This window comes from Streptomyces sp. UC4497 (genome assembly GCF_054871485.1).
Genome location: NZ_JBTYHB010000004.1, coordinates 67,221 through 84,428 on the forward strand (window position 1 = coordinate 67,221; position 17,208 = coordinate 84,428).

Below are 17,208 nucleotides of genomic sequence, written 5' to 3' on the forward strand. Positions count from 1 at the left end.
CCGCAGACGGTGAGGGGTCGATCGGGGAGCCGCGGCGTCAGACGCCGAGCAGGCCGAAGCTGTCGTGCCACGCGACTGCCTGGGCGAGCCGTCCCGCGTGCCGTTCGGTGATCGGCCGCTCGACGGCCCGTGTGATGCCCCACAGGAAGAAGCCGTAGGGCAGGTGTGCCCGGTACGCCCACCACGCCTCGTCCCGCCCGGGCGGCGTGCCGCCGTGCGCGGCGAGCCGGTCGAGGTAGTGATCCAGCAACTCCCGCTCGCAGTTCGCGCGTTCATCGGGGTGGAGGACGGCGGCGAGGTGGTAGCCGACGTCGAGCGCCCACACTCCGTACTGCACCACCTGCCAGTCGATCAGTCCGGGCGAGCCGTCGGCCGTGGCGTAGACGTTGCCGGTGTGTACGTCGCCGTGAACGAGGCAGCGCGGGTGTGCGGGCGACCGCTCCGCGAGGGCGCCCATCGCGGGGAGCAGCCGGTCGGCGCGGCGCACATCCGCCGGGATGCCGGGTGCCCGGCCGTCGTCGAGCTGGGCCTGGAGCCGGTCGACACCCATGTAGCGGGTGAGTGAGGTGAGTCGGGGCGGGAAGGCGGTGGCGAGGTCGGGCCGGTGTTCTTTGTCGTCCGCGGCCCCGCCCAGGGGTTTCGCGCCGTCCCATGTCGCCGCGTGCAGCGCCGCCAGCTGATCGAGCGTGCCTGCGGCCTGGTCTCTGCCGAAGCCCATGAGAGGGTCGCCGAACCGGGCGCCGGACGTCACCAGATCGTGCATGAGGAGCAGCGGATGTCCGGAGTCCTCGTCCACCTCGGCGTGCACGCACGGTGGCGTCCGTACTGGCAGCGACGCAGCGAGCAGCCGGTAGAAGTCGACCTCCGCGCGCGAGGTGCCGCGCTGCCGGGAGGCCGGATTGAAGTAGGCCTTCACGCACAGGGCGGGCGGCGCGTCGCCCGGCGCGGTGCCGGTCTCCCCGTTCTCGTACGAGACGTCGAAACGCACCTTGGTGGCCACCGTCTCGATCCGCTCGGTGATCTGCGTCGCGGTGACCGTGGCACCCGGGTGCCGCTGCCGCAGTACGGCGGTGAGCCATGGCGGCGAGAGTGCCACCGATTCGTCTTGCGGCGCGGGGCCGCCGGGAAAGGTCATGACACCTCCATGGATCCGGCCGCCCGGCCCGTGCCCGTCCCCGGGCTCGACCAGCCCAGTAGCCGGCGCGAACGCTCGATGAACGGGTTGGGGCGCCCTGCGGCGGGCAGCTTCATGGAGCGGCGCGTGTGCAGCGCGAGCAGGCCCGCCTTGAGCCCGGCGAACACCTCGTGCCAGTGCAGGTGCTCCACCGGGAGGCCCGTCAACTCCCTCCACAGGTCCAGGGTTTCCCGCCGGGTGCCGAGCCCGTCGAGGCGGGGGACGTCCTGCTCGACGCTGTGGATGTCGTCGAAGAGCAGCCACCAGCCGAGGTCGGCGATCGGCCCGGCGAGCGAGGCCTGCTCCCAGTCCATGACTCCGACGACTTCGTAGTCCTCGTCGAACATCATGTTGCCGATACGGGCGTCTCCCCACGACAGCCCGGGTGTCGAAGTAGGCGGCCGGGTGGCGGTCACCCAGGCGAAGAGTTCGTGCACGGTATCGGGGATCTCGTCCTCCAGTGCCCAGTCGGCGAACCGGCGCCAGTACGTGAGCTGTTGCTCGTCGCCGGGCGTTCCCTGGCCGGAGTCGTGGAGGAAGGCGAAGTCCTCGGTGGGCGCGCCGTGGATGGCGGCGAGCTGGCGCACGGCACCCTCCCACAGGGTGCGTCGCTCAGCGGGTGTCGCCCCGGTGAGCCAGCCCGTCGCGTTGTACACGGGCATGCTCACCGGCACCCGGCCGCGCATCCGGCGCATGACGTAGAACGGCCGGCCGAGCAGGGCGGGATCCTCCTCGTACCAGAGCGCCTCGGGGACCCGCACCGTGCCGAGGCGGCGCAGCGCGACCAGCATGTCGTACTGGAGCCTGAAGCGCGGATCCAGGAACATCTGGTGCTCGGGCGCGGGTGCCACCCGTAGGACGAGTTCGTGCGAGCGCCCCGCGGCCCGCGCGTCGAAGAGGATCGTCTCGTTGGAGACACCGGCGCCCAGTGGATACACCAGGTTCTCCACGTGTACGTCGTCTGTGCCGAGGCGGGCGGTCAGCCACGGGCGCAGCGAGTGGGCGGCCGCGTCGAGATCGCGGCCCTTGGCAAAGACGGGAGTCTCGCTCATGATTTCCCCCTCTCCTCGGCCGGCCCGTCGCCCAGGGGCAGCCCGCCGAACGCGGCCAGGCAGAAGGACCACAGCCGCCGGGCGACCTCCTCGACCGGCTCCCGAGCGGTCGCGAACGCGTAGTGGTGGTAGACGGAGGTGACCAGCTTCATGGCGAACCACGCGTCGTGCTCGGGATCACGCGTCCGCAGCAGGCCCTGCTCGGCGGCCTCCCCGAGTTCCACCGCGAGGAGATCGCCGAACGGCTGGGCGATCCGCGCCATCTCGTCGGGGAACAGCTGGTGCAGCCGCCAGTGTTCGGCGGTGATGAACCGCGGTCCGGTCCGGTCGCCGTCTCCGTGGAGCGCGTCGAGCGTCCTGGTGATGTAGAAGCGCAGCCGGGCCACCGGGTCCGGGAGGTCGCGCGCCTGCGCCCGCATGCGCAGGGCCTCTTCGGCGATGATCTCCTCCACGAGGGCCAGCAGGATGTGGTCCTTGCTCGGGAAATGCCGGTAGATGGTCTGCAGCGCGACGCCGGACTCGCGGGTCAACTCCTGTGTGGTGAAGGCGCTTCCTTTCTCCCGGACGAGCCGGTGCGCGGCCCGTGTGATGGACTGCGCCTGCTGGACGCTGCGGGCCCGTGACCGCTGCACGGAGGGGGAGCGGTCGGCCGCGTGGTCCGCCCACGTCGTGGTGTTCGGGTTCGACATGTGTCCGGCCCTACGTTTCCTTGGTGGGCGTCAGCACGACGACGGGGATGAGGCGGTCGGTGCGCGCCTGGTAGGTGTCGTAATTGGGCCAGTAGCCGTTGACGAGCCGCCACAGACGCGAACGCTCGGCGGCGCCGGTGACGGCCCGCGCGACGACGGGGATGTGCTCGCCCTTGACCTGGATCTCCGCCTCAGGGCGAGCCACCAGGTTCAGGTACCAGGAAGGGTGCTTCGGCGCCCCACCGGTCGAGGCGACGACCAGGTAGTCGTCACCGTCCCGGCCGAAGATCAGAGCGTTGGTGCGGGGGGCGCCCGTCCTGCGCCCCGTGGTGGTGAGCAGCAGGATGGAGACGCCGTTCCACTCGTATCCGACCTCGCCATCGGTCTCCAGGTAGCGGGCCACGTGCTCGGCGCCGGTCAGCGTCAAATCCGGTTTGTGGTAAGCGGGTTCACTCATGCGAGTCCCTCTCCTCGGGGGGGTGGAAGACCACCGGGATTTCGGTGGCGCCCCGCTCGTACAGCCCGATGAAGCGCGGCGGCGCCGCGTCCGGGGCGAGCCGCAGCCCCGGCAGCCGGTCCAGGAGCGCGCCGATCCCGACCCGTATCTCGGCGCGCGCCACATGCATCCCGAGGCAGACGTGCGCGCCGCCGCCGAACGCGAACGACGGGCGCAGCTTTCGCGTGATGTCGAACTCGTCCGGGCGGTCCCAGCGCGCCGGATCCCGGTTGGCGGCGCCGATGCACAGGTGCAGGACGGAACCCTTCGGCAGGTGGACGCCGTGGAAGTCGATGTCGCGCGTGACATACCGGGAGAACATCGGGTCCGTGGGTGTCCAGCGCAGCGCCTCCTCGATCGCCGGGCGCAGCAGCTCCCGGTCCTCGCGTACGGCGGCCAGTACGGCGGGGCGCTGGAGCAGGGCCGTGAGCGTGATGCCCATCTGCTTCCACGTGGTGCCGGAGCCCGCGGTGAGCAGGAGGATGGCGAAGGAGTAGATCTCCGCGTCGGACAGCCGGTGTGCGATGCCGTCCTCGTCGGTCATCTCGGCTTCGACCAGGACGCTGATGAGGTCGTCCTGCGGGTGGGCGCGGCGGGCCGCGACGACCGGTGCGAGAATCTCGACGATGCGCTGCGGATCACGGAGCGCGGCACGGATGTCGAGGGCCCGCTCCACCGAGACACCGAAGCTGCCGGTGATGGTGAGCACCGGGATCGCGGCGCAGAAGTCCACATTGAGCTCGGCGCTGCCGTCGCCTGCGAAGGAGTCGATGAGCAGGTGGACGGTCCGCTCGATCCAGTTGCGGATCCACCACTGGGCCTTGCCGGGCACGAACGACGGCTGGACGAGCGCGCGGTAGCGGCGGTGTTGCGTGCCGCCCATCGACAACATGCTGTTCTGCGCGGCGAGTTGACCGGTCCGCGGATCGATCGGGGTAGGGGAGGCGGCGAACACATCGGGGTTGCGGTACGCCTCGTCGCACGCGGCATAGCTGAACGCGGAGAAGTGCGGGCGGTCCGGGTACGGCAGCCCCTGGAAGTGCGCGGGCCCGTCGTAGCCGGTGAGTTCGTGGACGGTTCCGGGGTGGACGGGAGCCTCGGCGCGCAGCCGGTGCCAGGCCGGGTAGGGGTCGTCGCGATAGCCGCCGCCCACCTGGGCGAGGTACGCGCCGCGCAGGTCGAAGAGTTCGCGGACCCGGTCGCGGTCGAGGGATGCGAGTGTGGTCATCGTGTCACCTCGCCACGTATCCGCCGTCGACCGGCAGGACGACACCGGTGAGGTTGGCGGCCCGGTCGGACACCAGGAAGACGGCGGCCTCCGCGCAGTCCTCCGCGGTGATGGCCCGCCCCAGCGGATGGCTCTCCGCGACCCGTTGCACGGTCCTGTCCAGCGCGTCCGCGTCCGAGGCGTCGAGCCCGCCCGCCGCCATGAAGTTGGTCAGCGGCATCCCGGCGGGGCCGATGGCGTTGGCGCGGATGCCGAACGGCGCGCCCTCGATGGCGACGGCCCGTGTGAGCTGGTGCACGGCCCCCTTGGTGGCCCCGTAGACGGAGCCGCCCCAGGCCACGAGCCCCGCCACGGAGCCCGTGTTGAGGATGACGCCACCGCCCTCCTGCCGTTTGAACTGGAGGACGGCGTGCTTGCAGCCGTGGAACACGCCGGTGAGGTTGACCCCGACGAGACGCTGGAAGTCCTCGGCCGTGTGATCCTCCAGCTTCGCTCCCAGACGCGGAGTCGGGATCCCCGCGTTGTTGAAGACGATGTCGAGCCGGCCGAAGCGCTCGACGGCCGCCGCGACGGCGGCCACCACGTCCTCCTCGCGGGACACGTCGCAGGCGACGGTCGCGGCGACGCCACCGGCCCTCTCGATCCGGCGCACGGTCTCCTTCGCGGCGTCGGCGCGGATGTCGGCGCAGACGACGCGGGCGCCCTCCTCGGCGAAGCGCAGCGCGGAGGCCGCGCCGACACCCGACCCGGCGCCCGTGACGAGCGCGGTCCTTCCGTCGAGCAACACGTGGGTCACCGTCCTTCCTCGTCGGCGAACTGCGGGTCCGGCGTCAGGCGCAACGCCTGCGTGGGGCACCCCTCGACCGCCGTGCGCACCTCGTCCAGCGGCTCGGGCGGCCCTACGACGACGGCCTTCGCGTCCTCGTCGTGGGCGAAGGTGTCCGGGGCGTAGACGACACAGATGCCGGTGCCGAGACACCGCTCCCGGTCGACGACGACCTGCGGGCCGGTCATCTCAGGCCTTCGCCGCGGTGCGGGCGGGCGGTTCGGCCGGGGTGAACCTGTAGAGGCGCTCGGCGTTGCCGCGAAGGATCTTGTACTGCCGCTCGGGCGACAGATGGGCGATGCGGCTCTTGACGAGGTCGATGCAGTTCGGCCACGTCGAGTCGGAGTGCGGATAGTCCGTCTCGCACATGATGTTGTCCTCGCCGATCTCGTCGATGCTGGCGATGCCGTGCACGTCGTCGATGAAGCAGCCGTGGACGTGCTCGCGGAACGTGGCGCGGATGTCGAGGGTGTCGAGGTCGACGGCGCCGCTGCCCGCGTGGTCGTTGAAGCGGACACCCCGCTTGACCCAGTGCCGCTGCGTGTCGAGGACCTGCTCGGCGCGCTCCAGGAAGTACGGCATCCAGCCGATCTCACCCTCCGACAGGGCGATCTTCAGGTTCGGGAAGCGCTGGAACATGCCGCTGAACAGCCAGGACAGCATGGCCCCCGAGGTGCGGGTGGCACCCCAGGCGAGGTTGGCGAGGAACGGGGCGTCGGGCGCGATCTGCGGCACCGTCGAGGACGAGCCGACGTGCATCGAGACGACCATGCCCAGGTCGTTGGCCGCGGCCATCACCGGGTCCCAGTACCGGTCCTTGTCGTGGATGGTGGGAAGGCCGAGTGGGGCCGGGTTCTCCGAGAACGCGAAGGACGTCGCGCCCTTGGCGGCGCAGCGCTCCAGTTCCTTCGCGGCGAGTGCCGGGTCCCACAGGGGGATGAGGACGAGGGGGATGTAGCGGCCGGGGGCGGCGGCACACCACTCCTCGATGATCCAGTCGTTGTAGGCCTTCAGGCATACGAGACCGAAGCCGCGGTCGCTCGCCTCCATGAACAGCTGCCCGCAGAACCGGGTGACCGTGGGGAAGCACAGCGAGGCGAGGATCCCCGCCCGGTTCATGTCCTCGATGCGGGCCTTCGGGTCGTAGCAGCCGGGCCGCATCTCGCTGTACGGCAGTGGCTCGGGGCTGAACTCCTCCTTCGACTTGCCGACCACGGCGCTCAGCCCGGAGCTGGGGAAGCGTTTGCCGTCGTAGACCCAGCAGTCCATGCCGTTGTCGTCCGTCACCATGTGCGGGGCGCGGTCGCGGTCGGCCTTCGGGACGCGGTCCACCCACAGGTGGGGCGGTTCGAGGATGTGGTCGTCGACGGAGATCAGCCAGTCGAGCGAGCGGCCGGCCGTGACGTCCTGTGCGGTGGGGGCGGTGGATGTGGACACGGGTGCTCCTTCAACTCATAGGTTTATTAACGGAGTTCGCCGATCGCCAGGTGCTTCACTTCTTGGAACGCGCGGATGCCTTCGGTTCCGCGCTCGCGGCCGAGGCCGCTCTGCTTGTAGCCGCCGCCGGGGGCGTAGGCGCTGAAGACGGCGGTGTTCACGTTGACCGCCCCGGTGCGCAGGCGCCGGGCCACGGCGGTCGCGGCGGCGGTGTCGGCGCCGTACACCTGCCCGGACAGTCCGTAGCGGCTGTCGTTGGCGATGCGCACGGCGTCGTCGGGGTCCCGGTATCCGAGGACCGCGAGGACGGGGCCGAAGATCTCCTCCTGGGCGGCGGGGTTGTCGTTGCCGGGCAGGTCGAGGACGGTCGGCTCGAAGTAGTGGCCGCGCGCGATGCGCGGGTCGAGGCCCCGGGGCCGGCCGCCGCCGTGCACGACTGTGCCGCCGTGCTCGGTGGCGAGCGCCACGAACCGTTCGCAGCGCTCCAGTTGGGCCGCGCTGATCACGGGGCCAAGCGTGGTTCCGGGAGCGTTCGGGTCACCCACGACGAGTCGCGCGTACGCCGCGCTCACCGCCTCCAGAACCTCGGCCTTCCGATCCTGAGGGACCAGCATGCGGGTCGCGGCGACACACGCCTGGCCGGCCGTGGCGGCCACGACGGCGACCGCGCCTGCGGCGGCCCGGTCCACCGCGTCGTCCAGGTAGATCTGTGCGGACTTGCCGCCGAGTTCGAGGGCGACCCGTTTCACGGTGGGCGCGGCCTGCGCGAGGATGCGGCTGCCGACCGCGGTGGATCCGGTGAACGACACCATGTCGACGGCCGGATGGCCGGTCAGCAGCTCGGCCCCTGCAGCGCCGCCCTCCACCACCACGCTCAGCACACCTGGCGGCAGCCCGACCGCGTCCGCCGCCGCGCCGAATGCCAAGGACGACAGTGGTGTCAGCGGGCTCGGCCGCAGGATCACCGAGTTGCCTGCCATCAGCGCTGGGACGATCTTCTGCAGTGCCATCACGATCGCCCCGTTGTACGGCGTGATCGCCACGACGACGCCCACCGGCTCGTGCCGCTCCACACTGAGCGCGACCCGGCCGCGTACCAGCTCGTCCACGGGCACGGGAGTCGCCTCCTCGTGCGGCATCGTCAGATACAGGTCGATCGCCCCGCGTGCCACCGCCAACCCGCCCTGAAGCTGGGCGCGTTCGGCGAACGCGGCGGGCTGCCCGGCCTCCGCGACCGTCGTGGCCACCAGGGCCGCCCGCGACGCCTCCACGTGATCGAGGAAGGCGTGCAGGATCCTGGCGCGTTCAACGGCCGGAACGTCCGCCCACACACCGCGCTCGAAGCTCTCGCGTGCCTCGACGGCCGCGCGCTCGATCTCGGGCAGCGGAGTCACCGACACTTCGGTCACGTGCGAGGCGTCGGCGGGGTTCTCGACGGCGAGCCGCTCGTCGCCGTCGATCCACTTCCCGGCCACGTAGGAGCGCCGCTGGTCGATGATGTCGTGCACGATTCCGCCTCTCTCGCGCCGTGCATCGGCGCGGTGGACAAGGGGGGGATGGCTACCAGGGGAGCGCGCTGTACACGACCGCGCCCCCGTAGTGGGGCGAGGAGTGGCAGGCAAGGCCGAACGCGGCCTGTGCGCGCTGCCGTTCACCGGCGCGACCCGCCAACTGCAGGTAGCACTCCAGCATTTGGGGCACACCGTGCATGCGTCCGTTGCCGAGCGCGCCCCCGCCGCTCAGCACGGGCAGGGCGCCCGGAGCGTCGCTGTCGATGCCCCCGTCGAGAACGAAGCGGTGCGCCTCGCCGGCCGGGCAGTAGCCCAGTGCCTCCAGCCAGAAGTACACGAACGGCGAGAAGCCGTCGTACACCTGCGGCACATCGATGTCGGCCGGCTTCACCCCCGCGTGCTCCCACAGCCGACGGGCCGTCTCCGCGCCCCCGGCCATGATGTCGTCGAGTGGCCAGTGCAGGGGAAGACGGTGCGGTCCCGGCGCGCTCCCCGCGTACCCGGCGACGTACACCGGCTTGTGCGGCAGGTCGCGGGCCCGCTCGGCGGACGTCAGCACGAAGGCCGCGACGCCGTCGACCGGGATGTCGCAGTCGTAGCGGCAGACCGGGTCGTTGACCATCGGCGCGGCGAGGTACTCCTCGGTGCTCAGCGGCCGGCCGTGCCAGTACGACCACAGGATCCGCGCCCCGTTCTTGCGCGCCTCCACGAGGACCGCCGCCATCGCCTCGCGGCTTGCCCCGTACCGCTGCAGGTACTCGTTGTACGCGAGCCCGATCATCGGCAGCGGCCCGAAGAGGCCCTGCGGCGCCGTCCATTGCTGCGTGCCGCCGAACTCCCGCACCGAGGTGCCGTGATAGGGGGCGCGCGGGTTGTGCAGGGCGCGGTGGAGGAGGACGTGGTCGGCGGCGCCGCTCGCCACCGCGTTGACCGCCATCGCCACGGAGCCGGGGATCTGCCCGATGCCCTGGAACCCGGCGACGTAGGACGGCCGCGCACCCAGATGCTGGGCGAGCCACGCGGAGGTGACCGTGCTGACACCGTCCTCGGCGGCGTGGCCCCCGGCGGTGGGGAACAGCGCCGATCCGACGAACCCGTCGACGTCGTCCGGGGTGAGTCCCGCATCGGCGATCGCGGCTCGGGCCGTCTCGACGGCGAGCGCCCCCAGGGGCCGCTCGGCGTGGCGCCGCACGGCGCTGTGTCCGTACCCCACGACGGCCACCTGGCCGCCCGCGCCGAAGCGTCCGCTCATGAGGCCACCTCGCCGAGAGTGAAGGCGGGCACGGCGGTTCCCGGAGCGATGTCCTCGAAGGCGACGTGCACCCGGTCACCCACGCGCAACGGGGAGTCGGGCCCGTCGAGCAGCCGACCGATCATCCGCGGCCCGCCCAGTCCGTCGAGCTCCACATCCACGAGGACGAACGGGACCTCATCGGCGAGGCCCGGCAGTGGTGACTGCCGCACCACGGTCCAGGACCGCACCGTGCCCCGGCCGGTCACCGGCTCGTACGTGAAGCCGGGCTCGGTCGCGTGACAGTGCGGGCACGTGAGGTCGGGCGGCAGGGCGAAGGCCGCGCACCGGCCGCAGCGCGCGAGGACGAGTTCGTGCCGCGCGGCCGCCTTCCAGTACGGGGCGGACCGGGTGTCCGGCACGGGCACCGGACGGTGGGCGCCGCTCATGTGATCGCCCCCGCGTCCTTGAGTTCGGCGATCTCCGCCCAGCCGTAGCCGAGTTCGAGCAGCACGGCCTCGGTGTGCTCACCGTGCTCGGGTGCCCGCCGCAGGCCGGGCGGCCGCTCGTCGAACTGCACGGGAACGGTGGGCATCGAATACCACGCGCCGTCCTCCAGCTCCACCTCTCCGAGATAGTCGTTGGCCAGGACCTGAGGATCCGTCAACAACTCCTCGACGGCCTGAACGGGCGCCCAGGGAGCGTCTATCCGCGCCAGCAGCGCCTTCCACTCTCCGAACGTCCGGAGTGCGAACTCGGCCTCCAGCTCCGCGACACACGCCTCCCGATTCTCGCCGCGCGCCCGCAGATCGACGAAGCGCGGATCCTCGGCCAGCTCGTTCCGGCCGATCAGTGCGCAGAACTCCCGCCAGTACCGGTCACCTTGCAGGAACACCAGCTGGATGTGGCGCCCGTCCTTGGTCCGGTACGTGCCCACGAGCGGATTCACCGAGCCACCGCGCCCGGACACCCCGCGCGGCTGCCCGCCGACGAGCGCCGACAGCACGTCCGAGGACAGTGTCCACATCGCGGTGGCGAGCAGCGACACATCGACCACGGATCCCTCGCCGGTCCGTTCGCGCTTGAGCAGCGCCCCGGCGACCCCGAACGCGAGCGCCATCGCGGCGTTGCGGTCGCCCATCGCCCCGCGCTGACTGATCGGGTACTCGCGCTCCGGCGGCGTCAGTACGTGAGCCATTCCGCCCTGCGCCCAGAACGCGGACGAGTCGTACCCGGCCCGGTCGGCGTCGGGACCCCGTACGCCGTAACCGTGTCCCCGCGCGTACACCAGCCGGGGAAAGCGCCGCGCGAGTTCCTCGGCGCCGAGGCCGAGGCGGTCGAGGGCGCCGGGCCGCAGGTTGGTGAGGAACACATCGGCGGTGGCGAGGAGTTGGTCGAGCAGCGCGCGGCCCCCCTCGCGGCGCAGGTCGAGGGCGACGGAACGCTTGCCGCGGTTGGCGAGCGCCACCGACAGGTTCACGCCGCCGCCGTCGGTCCCGATCCGCTGGGTGGCGAGCCCCCGGTACGGGTCGCCCTCCGGTCGCTCGACGCGGATGACGTCGGCGCCCCAGTCGGCCAACAGCGCGCCGGCGACCGGCACGAACACCCACTGGGCCAGTTCGACCACTCGTATCCCGTCGAACGCTTCGCTCCCCATCGAGCACCTCCCACGTACCGCGACCCGTCGAGCCGGCTCCGCCACCGTAGAGGCGCGCTATCGCATTTGGGAAGTGGCGTTCTCGTAATTTTAGAGCAGCGCTCTTTTGCGGGTGAGGCCTCGGGGTGAGGGGTGGGCGCCAATGGAGAGGGCCGGGCTGCCGCCCGGCCCGTGTGGTCCCATTCCGTGTCTCCGGGCTACTTGCCGCCGGCTCCGACGATCCCGCCCAGGCAGAAGTCCCAGACCTCCTTCGCGGTGACGGACGTCGACTTGCTGCCCGTCGGGACGCCCGGGGTCTGGGCCGTGAACATGGCGGTCTGCATCACGAGCGCCGCGGTCCGGCGCGGCTTGGCGACGCGGGCGTCACCGGACTCGACGGCCTGCTCGACGAGCTCCGTGAACACGTCGAGCAGCGGCACGTGCGCCGTGGCCACTTGGGCGGGGTGGGTGGCGAGCAGCTGCATCGCGAAGTCGGTGAACAGCGGGCTCTGCTGGTTCGGTCGCGGCTGCGACTGCTTGTAGAGCAGGTCCACCGCGACCCGCAGGCGGTCCAGCGGCTTCTTCTTCGCGGAGGTCGCCGTACGGATCTCGTCGGCGGACCGGGACAGGGCGTCCTCGAAGAGGGCGAGGAGCAGTTCGTGCTTTCCGTCGAAGTGCTGGTAGAAGCTGCGCAGCGACTGCTTCGAGCGCTCGACGACCTCCTGCACGGTGAAGTCGGTGGTGCCCTTCTCGGCCATCAGCTCGTGGGCCGCGTCCAGAAAGCGCTGGATGCGTTCCTCGGCCCGGAGCTTGGCGGCACGGGTGGACCGCTCGACGGCGCGTTGACGCCAGGCGGGCGGAGCGGGTTCGGCGGGGACGGCATTCATGGCAGAACGATACTCCGCGCACGTGAAAAGCGTCGGTGATCGCCCTACCGAATCGTCCACCGCGCGAAGAGCAGTCAAGATTCTCTGGTCTGGAACGTTGCTTCGCCTCATTGGAGAATGTAGTTTCCGCCCCAATCGTGTACGTCGAGGTACCTCGAGGTGCGTCGGGGTACGCCCCTGGGGAGGACCGTTGCGAAGGCTACTCATCGGCGTGGTCACCGTGCTTGCGGTGCTGCTCGCCGGATGTTCCACCCGCTCGGACTCGAAGAACGCCGGCGCCGAGGAGAAGGAGACGGCCAAGGCGGGTGCTCCGGCCGCGTCGGCCGGCGGCTCCGGATTCGGGACGCTGAAAGATGTGTGCGGCAAGGGCGAGGCCAAGGAGGTCGGCACGCAGGGCGTCACCGCCAAGGACATCAAGGTCGGGGTCTTCACCGACGAGGGCTTCAACAAGACGCGCGACTTCACCGAAGCGGCGAAGGTGTTCACGTCCTGGTGCAACGACAATGGCGGGATCAACGGGCGCGAGCTCACCCCCGTCACCCACGACGCCAAGCTCCTCGAGGTGCGCCAGCGCATGCAGCAGGCCTGCAAGGAGGACTTCGTGCTGGCCGGCGGGGCCGCCGCGCTGGACGGGCTCGGCGTCAAGGACCGGCTGAAGTGTTTGCTCCCCAACTTCGCTGCTCAGTCGAGCATGCCGCCGGGCACCGGCTCCGACCTGCAGGTGATCGGCTCGGGACCGTACGCGGACTATTTCCAGTACGCCGGCCTCTACAAGTGGCTTCTCACCGAGAAGCACCCGTCGTCCGCCAAGAACGTCGGGATCATCTCCGGCGACAGCCCGGTCACCAAGATGATGACCGCGCAGTTCAAGGAGTCCATCGCTCAGCTCGGCGGCAAGGTCTCCTACACCGAGCTGTACCCGGCGACCGGCGTTTCGGACTGGACGCCGTACGCGCAGTCGATCAAGAACAAGAAGGTCAAGGGCCTCGTGTTCCTGGGGGATTTCAGCTCGCTCGCCAAGCTGGAGCAGTCCCTCACCAGCCTCGGCTACGCCCCTGACTGGATCGACTCCAACAGCAACTCCTATGGCGACGCCTTCGTGAAGCTCGCCGGGGCGGCCCTGAAGACCCAGCACAACTACGCCGAACTGTTCGCCACGGCGCCGCTGGAGACATCGTCGCCCACCACGGACAAGATCAAGCAGTTGTACGCCAAGTACGCCCCCGAGGCCAAGGTCAGCTATCTGTCGCTGCGCGCCTTCGCCTCCTGGCTGCTGTTCGCCACATCGGCCCGCGACTGCGCCGAGCTGACCCGCAGCTGTGTCTACAAGAACGCCACCAAGAACACCGAGTGGACGGCCGGCGGGATCCAGGCCCCGTTCAACCTGGCCAAGGGGCACAGCCCGGACAAGTGCTACTCGATCGTCGAGGCGACACCCGAGGGCTGGAAGCCGGCCGACTTCAAGCCGGACAACGGGCCCTACCGTTGTGACGCCCCGGCCGTGAAGTACCGGGGCAAGTACGTCGAGCCCGCCACGCTCGCCGACGTCGGCAGGTCGATGTCCGACGTGAAGTGAGCGCAACCGGGTGGTGGTCACTTCAGAGCCCCGCCCTCTCCCGCAGCGCGCCGCTCGTCCGTAGGGTGAACAGCGCGGACGGACCCCGGCAGGCGAGCGGAGAGGGCGGGTGGGCCATGACCTCGGCGCGGCGTGAAGAGATACTCGGGGCGGCGATGGAGGTGTTCGCCGAGCGTGGCTACCGGGGCGCCTCGATCGACGCCGTCGCCGAGCGGGCGGGCCTGACCCGGCAGGGCGTGCTGCACTACTACCCCAGCAAGAAGCGCCTCCTCTTCGCCCTGCTGCACCTGCGCGAGGATCTCAACCGGCAGCACTCCAAAGGTGACTGGAACGATCCCGACATGCCGAGCAGGCTCGCCGAGGCGCTCGCCTTCGACCAGGGCATCCCGTCCCTCGCGCAGGTCCACAGCGTGGTGATGGCAGAGGCTGCCACGGGGCAGGAACCGGCCCGGGGCTTCGCCCGTGAGCGCTACCGCGAGCTGATCAACCAGATCACCGACGGTTTCACCGGCCGCTTCGGTGAACGCCTCCCGAGCGGCCTCACGCCCCGTGCCGCGGCCACCGCGCTGATGGCGCTCTTCGAGGGCATGCAGCAGCAGTGGATGGTGGACAGTGACGACGAGCGCTACCAGGAGACCCTGCGGGACACACTGACCGTGCTGCTTCTGGGGGCGCCGCCGACCGAGGTCCGGCCGGCGGTCACCCGGCCGGGATCGATGCAGGCCGGGTGATGGGCCCTCGCCCTACGTGAACCGCAGCAGCGCGTCCTGAGCGTACGAAGCCACCAGCTCGCCCCGCCGCGTGAGGACATCGCCCCGCCCGTGGCACCGCCCGTGCGCCGCGAGGGGGCTGTGCTGACGCAGCAGCAGCCAGTCGTCGGTCAGCACCGGCTGGTGGAACCAGAGGGAGTGCGAGGTCACGGCCGAGACGAACGCCTGCCCCGCGTCGTGCTGGGTGACACCGGGCACCGGGCGCAGTGCCGTGCCGATGAGCGTGAGGTCGGTGGCGTAGGAGAGCAGGGCCGGGCCGAGCTCGGCGTCGACCGGCGGGGTGCGCGTCCACAGCTCGTAGGCGGGCGGTTCGTTGTCGGGGGAGTCCAGGTCGGTCGCCGCGCGCGTCTCCCACGGCAGCAGGTCCAGGTCGAACCGCCGCTCCTCGCCCGGCAGTTCCCCCACTGGTTCGACGGACTGCCGCAGCGGCCCGCCCTCCCATGTGTGCAGGCTCACCGTGGCCACGGCGACGACCCCGTGCTCCTGCCGCGCCTGAATCTGCACGGCCGCGTACGTCCGGCCCTGCTGGACGCGGTCCGTCTCGTAGCGCACGGGCTGCCCGCCCCTGCCCTCGCGCGGAAACAGGACATGCAGCGACTTCACGGCCTTGCCGGGGCAGGTGAGTTCGGCGACGCGTGCGGTCTGCGCGAGCAGCTGGCCGCCGAACAGACGGTGGTACGCGAGGTGCTGGGAGGACGCCTCGTACACCTCCTGCCCGAGCGGCTTGGGGGCGAGGCAGTCGAGCAGGTCGTTCCACAGGTCCTGGTCGGTCATCGCTACTCCTCCTGGTGCCTACAGGTGTACGAGACGCGGCGCGGTGCCGCGGACCGCGAGCAAGTGGCCTGCCTCACGCGTGAGTTCACGGGAGCTGCCCAGCAGGCCGTCGAGCGTCAGGGCGCGTTTTACGTGGCGGTGGAGTTCGTGTTCGGCGGTGAATCCTGTTCCGCCCAGTGTCTGCTGGCAGTGGCGGGAGGCCGTGAGGGCGGCGCGGCCTGCCGCCGCCTTGGCGAGCAGGGAACTGAGGTCGCCGTCGGCGGCGAGCAGGGTGGCCTCCGCGCCCTCCAGGGCCACCAGCGTTTCGGCGAGTTTGTGCCGCAGTGCCTGGAAAGAAGCCAACGGGCGGCCGAACTGGTGGCGGTCCAGGACGTGTTGGCGGGCCAGGCCCAGCATCGTGCGGCCGGTGCCGACGAGCCACCAGCCGAGCGCCTGCCGCCCGAGGGCGAGTGGCACGGGGGCGCCGGACGCGGGCAGGACCCGCAGCGGGAGATCCGGGTCGAGGCCCTGGCCCGCCGTCGCGGCCTCCCGCTCCCAGACCACCCAGTGCCCACCCGCGTACGGCATCGGGACCGTGCCGCCCAGGGGGCGCCCCGCCTCGTGCAGCAGCACGTCGTTGAGGACCGGGGCGTGGGCGCCGGTCTCGCCGAGGAGGCGGAAGACGGTGCGGACCGCGTCGGTGGGGGACTCGGCCAGCAGCTCCGGCCAGCCCAGGTCGGTGAGCGCGGCATCGAGCGGGCCCCGGTCGGTGTCCGCGGCCGTCATCGTCTTGCGGAGTGTCTCCTCCAGCAGCCGCCGTTCGCGTTCGTCCATGTCACTCCTTACCGAGGTCGAGCAGCCGCCGGGCCACGATGTTGCGCTGCACCTCGCCAGTGCCGCCGTAGATGGTGGCGGCCCGTGAGTACAGGTACTCCGTGCGCCAGGCCGGATCCGTCAGCTCCACGGCCCCCGGCAGCAGGTCCCGAGCCGTGTCGAAGAGTTGCTGCTCGGCGGTGGCGAGGAGGATCTTGTCGACGGATGTCTCCGGGCCGAGCCGGCCACCCGCCGCGAGCCGGGCCTGTGTGGCGTGCGAGCGGCAGCGCACCGTGTGCAGCGCCAGATACGCCTCGCCGAGCGCGGCCGCCTCGTCCTGCTGAGCGGACATCTGCTCGACGAGCCGGTCCAGCCGGGTGTACAGGTGGGCGACCCGGTGCCAGAAGCACGTGGAGCGCTCGTGCGGCAGCAGGTCCATGGCCAGCCGCCACCCGTCGCCCACCGCGCCGAGCAGCCGGTCACCGGGTACGCGTACGTCGTCGAGGAACACCTCCGCGAACTCGTCCACGCCGTGCATGGTGCGCAGCGGCCGGACCGTGATGCCGGGGGAGTCCATGTCGAGGAAGAACGCGCTGATCCCGGCATGCCCGGGATCGGGCCCCGTGCGGGCGAGCAGGACGCAGCGCGCCGCGTACTGGGCCAGGCTCGTCCACACCTTCTGCCCGGTGATCACCCAGCCGTCGCCGTCCCGTACCGCTCTGGTGGTGAGGGATGCCAGGTCGCTGCCCGATCCCGGTTCGGAGAAGCCCTGGCACCACTGCTCCCGGCCGCCGAGCAGCCGAGGCACCATCTCGGCGGCCAGGGTGGCGGGCGCGTACGAGAGGAGAGTGGGCACGAGGACCTCGACCATCGAGTACAGGCCCGGTTCGGCGAGGCCGCGCGTGGCGACCTCCTCGCCCAGCACGGCCCGCAGCACGCTCGGCCCGCCGACACCGCCCACCGCTTCCGGCCAGCCGTGCCGCATCCAGCCGGCGTCCCACAACTCACGTCTCACCCGGTCTAGTTGGGCCACGTGGGCGTCCAGTGAATCGTCCGTGGGGTCGGGTGACAGGTCGTGCTCGTCCAGCCATGCGCACAACGCGGCGCGGAACGTGGCGGTGTCCATGGA

The 17,208-nt window shown here is 71.0% G+C and carries 18 protein-coding genes; 2 read left to right on the top strand and 16 right to left on the bottom strand.

What is annotated here, in order from left to right:
• Positions 1–37: 37 nt before the first annotated feature.
• From ACYSUO_RS07485 to ACYSUO_RS07545, 13 genes are all read right to left on the bottom strand, one after another.
• Positions 38–1,135: a phosphotransferase family protein gene (locus ACYSUO_RS07485; RefSeq protein ID WP_461775230.1), complete on the bottom strand. Its 1,098-nt coding sequence runs from the start codon at positions 1,133–1,135 to the stop codon at positions 38–40.
• Positions 1,132–2,226: a phosphotransferase family protein gene (locus tag ACYSUO_RS07490; RefSeq protein ID WP_461775231.1), complete on the bottom strand. Its 1,095-nt coding sequence runs from the start codon at positions 2,224–2,226 to the stop codon at positions 1,132–1,134. The genes ACYSUO_RS07485 and ACYSUO_RS07490 overlap by 4 nt, the downstream gene beginning before the upstream one ends.
• Positions 2,223–2,915 (bottom strand): TetR/AcrR family transcriptional regulator, encoded by a 693-nt coding sequence (locus tag ACYSUO_RS07495; protein WP_461775232.1) that lies wholly within the window; start codon positions 2,913–2,915, stop codon positions 2,223–2,225. The genes ACYSUO_RS07490 and ACYSUO_RS07495 overlap by 4 nt, the downstream gene beginning before the upstream one ends.
• A gap of 10 nt (positions 2,916–2,925) precedes the next feature.
• Positions 2,926–3,372 carry a nitroreductase family deazaflavin-dependent oxidoreductase gene (locus ACYSUO_RS07500; protein WP_461775233.1) on the bottom strand — a complete coding sequence of 149 codons (447 nt, stop codon included), beginning with the start codon at positions 3,370–3,372 and terminating at the stop codon, positions 2,926–2,928.
• The gene (locus ACYSUO_RS07505) at positions 3,365–4,639 is read right to left on the bottom strand and encodes a cytochrome P450 (protein WP_461775234.1); all 1,275 of its coding nucleotides are present in this window, start codon (positions 4,637–4,639) and stop codon (positions 3,365–3,367) included. The genes ACYSUO_RS07500 and ACYSUO_RS07505 overlap by 8 nt, the downstream gene beginning before the upstream one ends.
• Before the next feature lie 4 nt (positions 4,640–4,643).
• Positions 4,644–5,435, bottom strand: a complete 792-nt coding sequence (locus ACYSUO_RS07510) for an SDR family NAD(P)-dependent oxidoreductase (protein WP_461775235.1) — start codon at positions 5,433–5,435, stop codon at positions 4,644–4,646.
• Positions 5,432–5,653, bottom strand: coding sequence for a ferredoxin (locus ACYSUO_RS07515; RefSeq protein ID WP_461775236.1), 222 nt, complete (start codon positions 5,651–5,653; stop codon positions 5,432–5,434). The genes ACYSUO_RS07510 and ACYSUO_RS07515 overlap by 4 nt, the downstream gene beginning before the upstream one ends.
• A 1-nt stretch (position 5,654) precedes the next feature.
• A complete protein-coding gene (locus ACYSUO_RS07520; protein WP_461775237.1) occupies positions 5,655–6,902 on the bottom strand; it encodes an amidohydrolase family protein in 1,248 nt (415 codons plus the stop codon).
• A gap of 26 nt (positions 6,903–6,928) precedes the next feature.
• Positions 6,929–8,410 carry an aldehyde dehydrogenase family protein gene (locus ACYSUO_RS07525; protein WP_461775238.1) on the bottom strand — a complete coding sequence of 494 codons (1,482 nt, stop codon included), beginning with the start codon at positions 8,408–8,410 and terminating at the stop codon, positions 6,929–6,931.
• Positions 8,411–8,462: 52 nt separating this feature from the next.
• Complete coding sequence (locus ACYSUO_RS07530; protein WP_461775239.1) at positions 8,463–9,665, bottom strand: thiolase family protein; 1,203 nt, start codon at positions 9,663–9,665, stop codon at positions 8,463–8,465.
• Complete coding sequence (locus ACYSUO_RS07535) at positions 9,662–10,093, bottom strand: Zn-ribbon domain-containing OB-fold protein (RefSeq protein ID WP_461775240.1); 432 nt, start codon at positions 10,091–10,093, stop codon at positions 9,662–9,664. Before ACYSUO_RS07535 ends, ACYSUO_RS07530 begins: the two co-directional genes overlap by 4 nt.
• Positions 10,090–11,301: a CaiB/BaiF CoA transferase family protein gene (locus ACYSUO_RS07540; protein ID WP_461775241.1), complete on the bottom strand. Its 1,212-nt coding sequence runs from the start codon at positions 11,299–11,301 to the stop codon at positions 10,090–10,092. The genes ACYSUO_RS07535 and ACYSUO_RS07540 overlap by 4 nt, the downstream gene beginning before the upstream one ends.
• A 197-nt stretch (positions 11,302–11,498) precedes the next feature.
• Positions 11,499–12,167 (bottom strand): TetR/AcrR family transcriptional regulator, encoded by a 669-nt coding sequence (locus ACYSUO_RS07545; RefSeq protein WP_461775242.1) that lies wholly within the window; start codon positions 12,165–12,167, stop codon positions 11,499–11,501.
• A gap of 190 nt (positions 12,168–12,357) precedes the next feature.
• Between ACYSUO_RS07545 and ACYSUO_RS07550 the strand changes: the two genes are divergently transcribed.
• Both ACYSUO_RS07550 and ACYSUO_RS07555 read left to right on the top strand, forming a co-directional pair.
• Positions 12,358–13,743 (top strand): ABC transporter substrate-binding protein, encoded by a 1,386-nt coding sequence (locus ACYSUO_RS07550; protein ID WP_461775243.1) that lies wholly within the window; start codon positions 12,358–12,360, stop codon positions 13,741–13,743.
• Between the two features lie 116 nt (positions 13,744–13,859).
• A complete protein-coding gene (locus ACYSUO_RS07555) occupies positions 13,860–14,474 on the top strand; it encodes a TetR/AcrR family transcriptional regulator (protein ID WP_461775244.1) in 615 nt (204 codons plus the stop codon).
• Positions 14,475–14,486: 12 nt separating this feature from the next.
• Here the strand turns inward: ACYSUO_RS07555 and ACYSUO_RS07560 are convergent, their stop codons facing one another.
• Genes ACYSUO_RS07560 through ACYSUO_RS07570 form a run of 3 tightly spaced genes read right to left on the bottom strand, consistent with a single transcriptional unit; the run spans position 14,487 to position 17,205 of the window.
• Complete coding sequence (locus tag ACYSUO_RS07560; RefSeq protein WP_461775245.1) at positions 14,487–15,287, bottom strand: acyl-CoA thioesterase; 801 nt, start codon at positions 15,285–15,287, stop codon at positions 14,487–14,489.
• An 18-nt stretch (positions 15,288–15,305) separates the two neighbouring features.
• Complete coding sequence (locus tag ACYSUO_RS07565; protein WP_461775246.1) at positions 15,306–16,100, bottom strand: acyl-CoA dehydrogenase family protein; 795 nt, start codon at positions 16,098–16,100, stop codon at positions 15,306–15,308.
• 1 nt (position 16,101) lies between these two features.
• Positions 16,102–17,205 carry an acyl-CoA dehydrogenase family protein gene (locus ACYSUO_RS07570; RefSeq protein WP_461775247.1) on the bottom strand — a complete coding sequence of 368 codons (1,104 nt, stop codon included), beginning with the start codon at positions 17,203–17,205 and terminating at the stop codon, positions 16,102–16,104.
• Positions 17,206–17,208 lie beyond the last annotated feature (3 nt).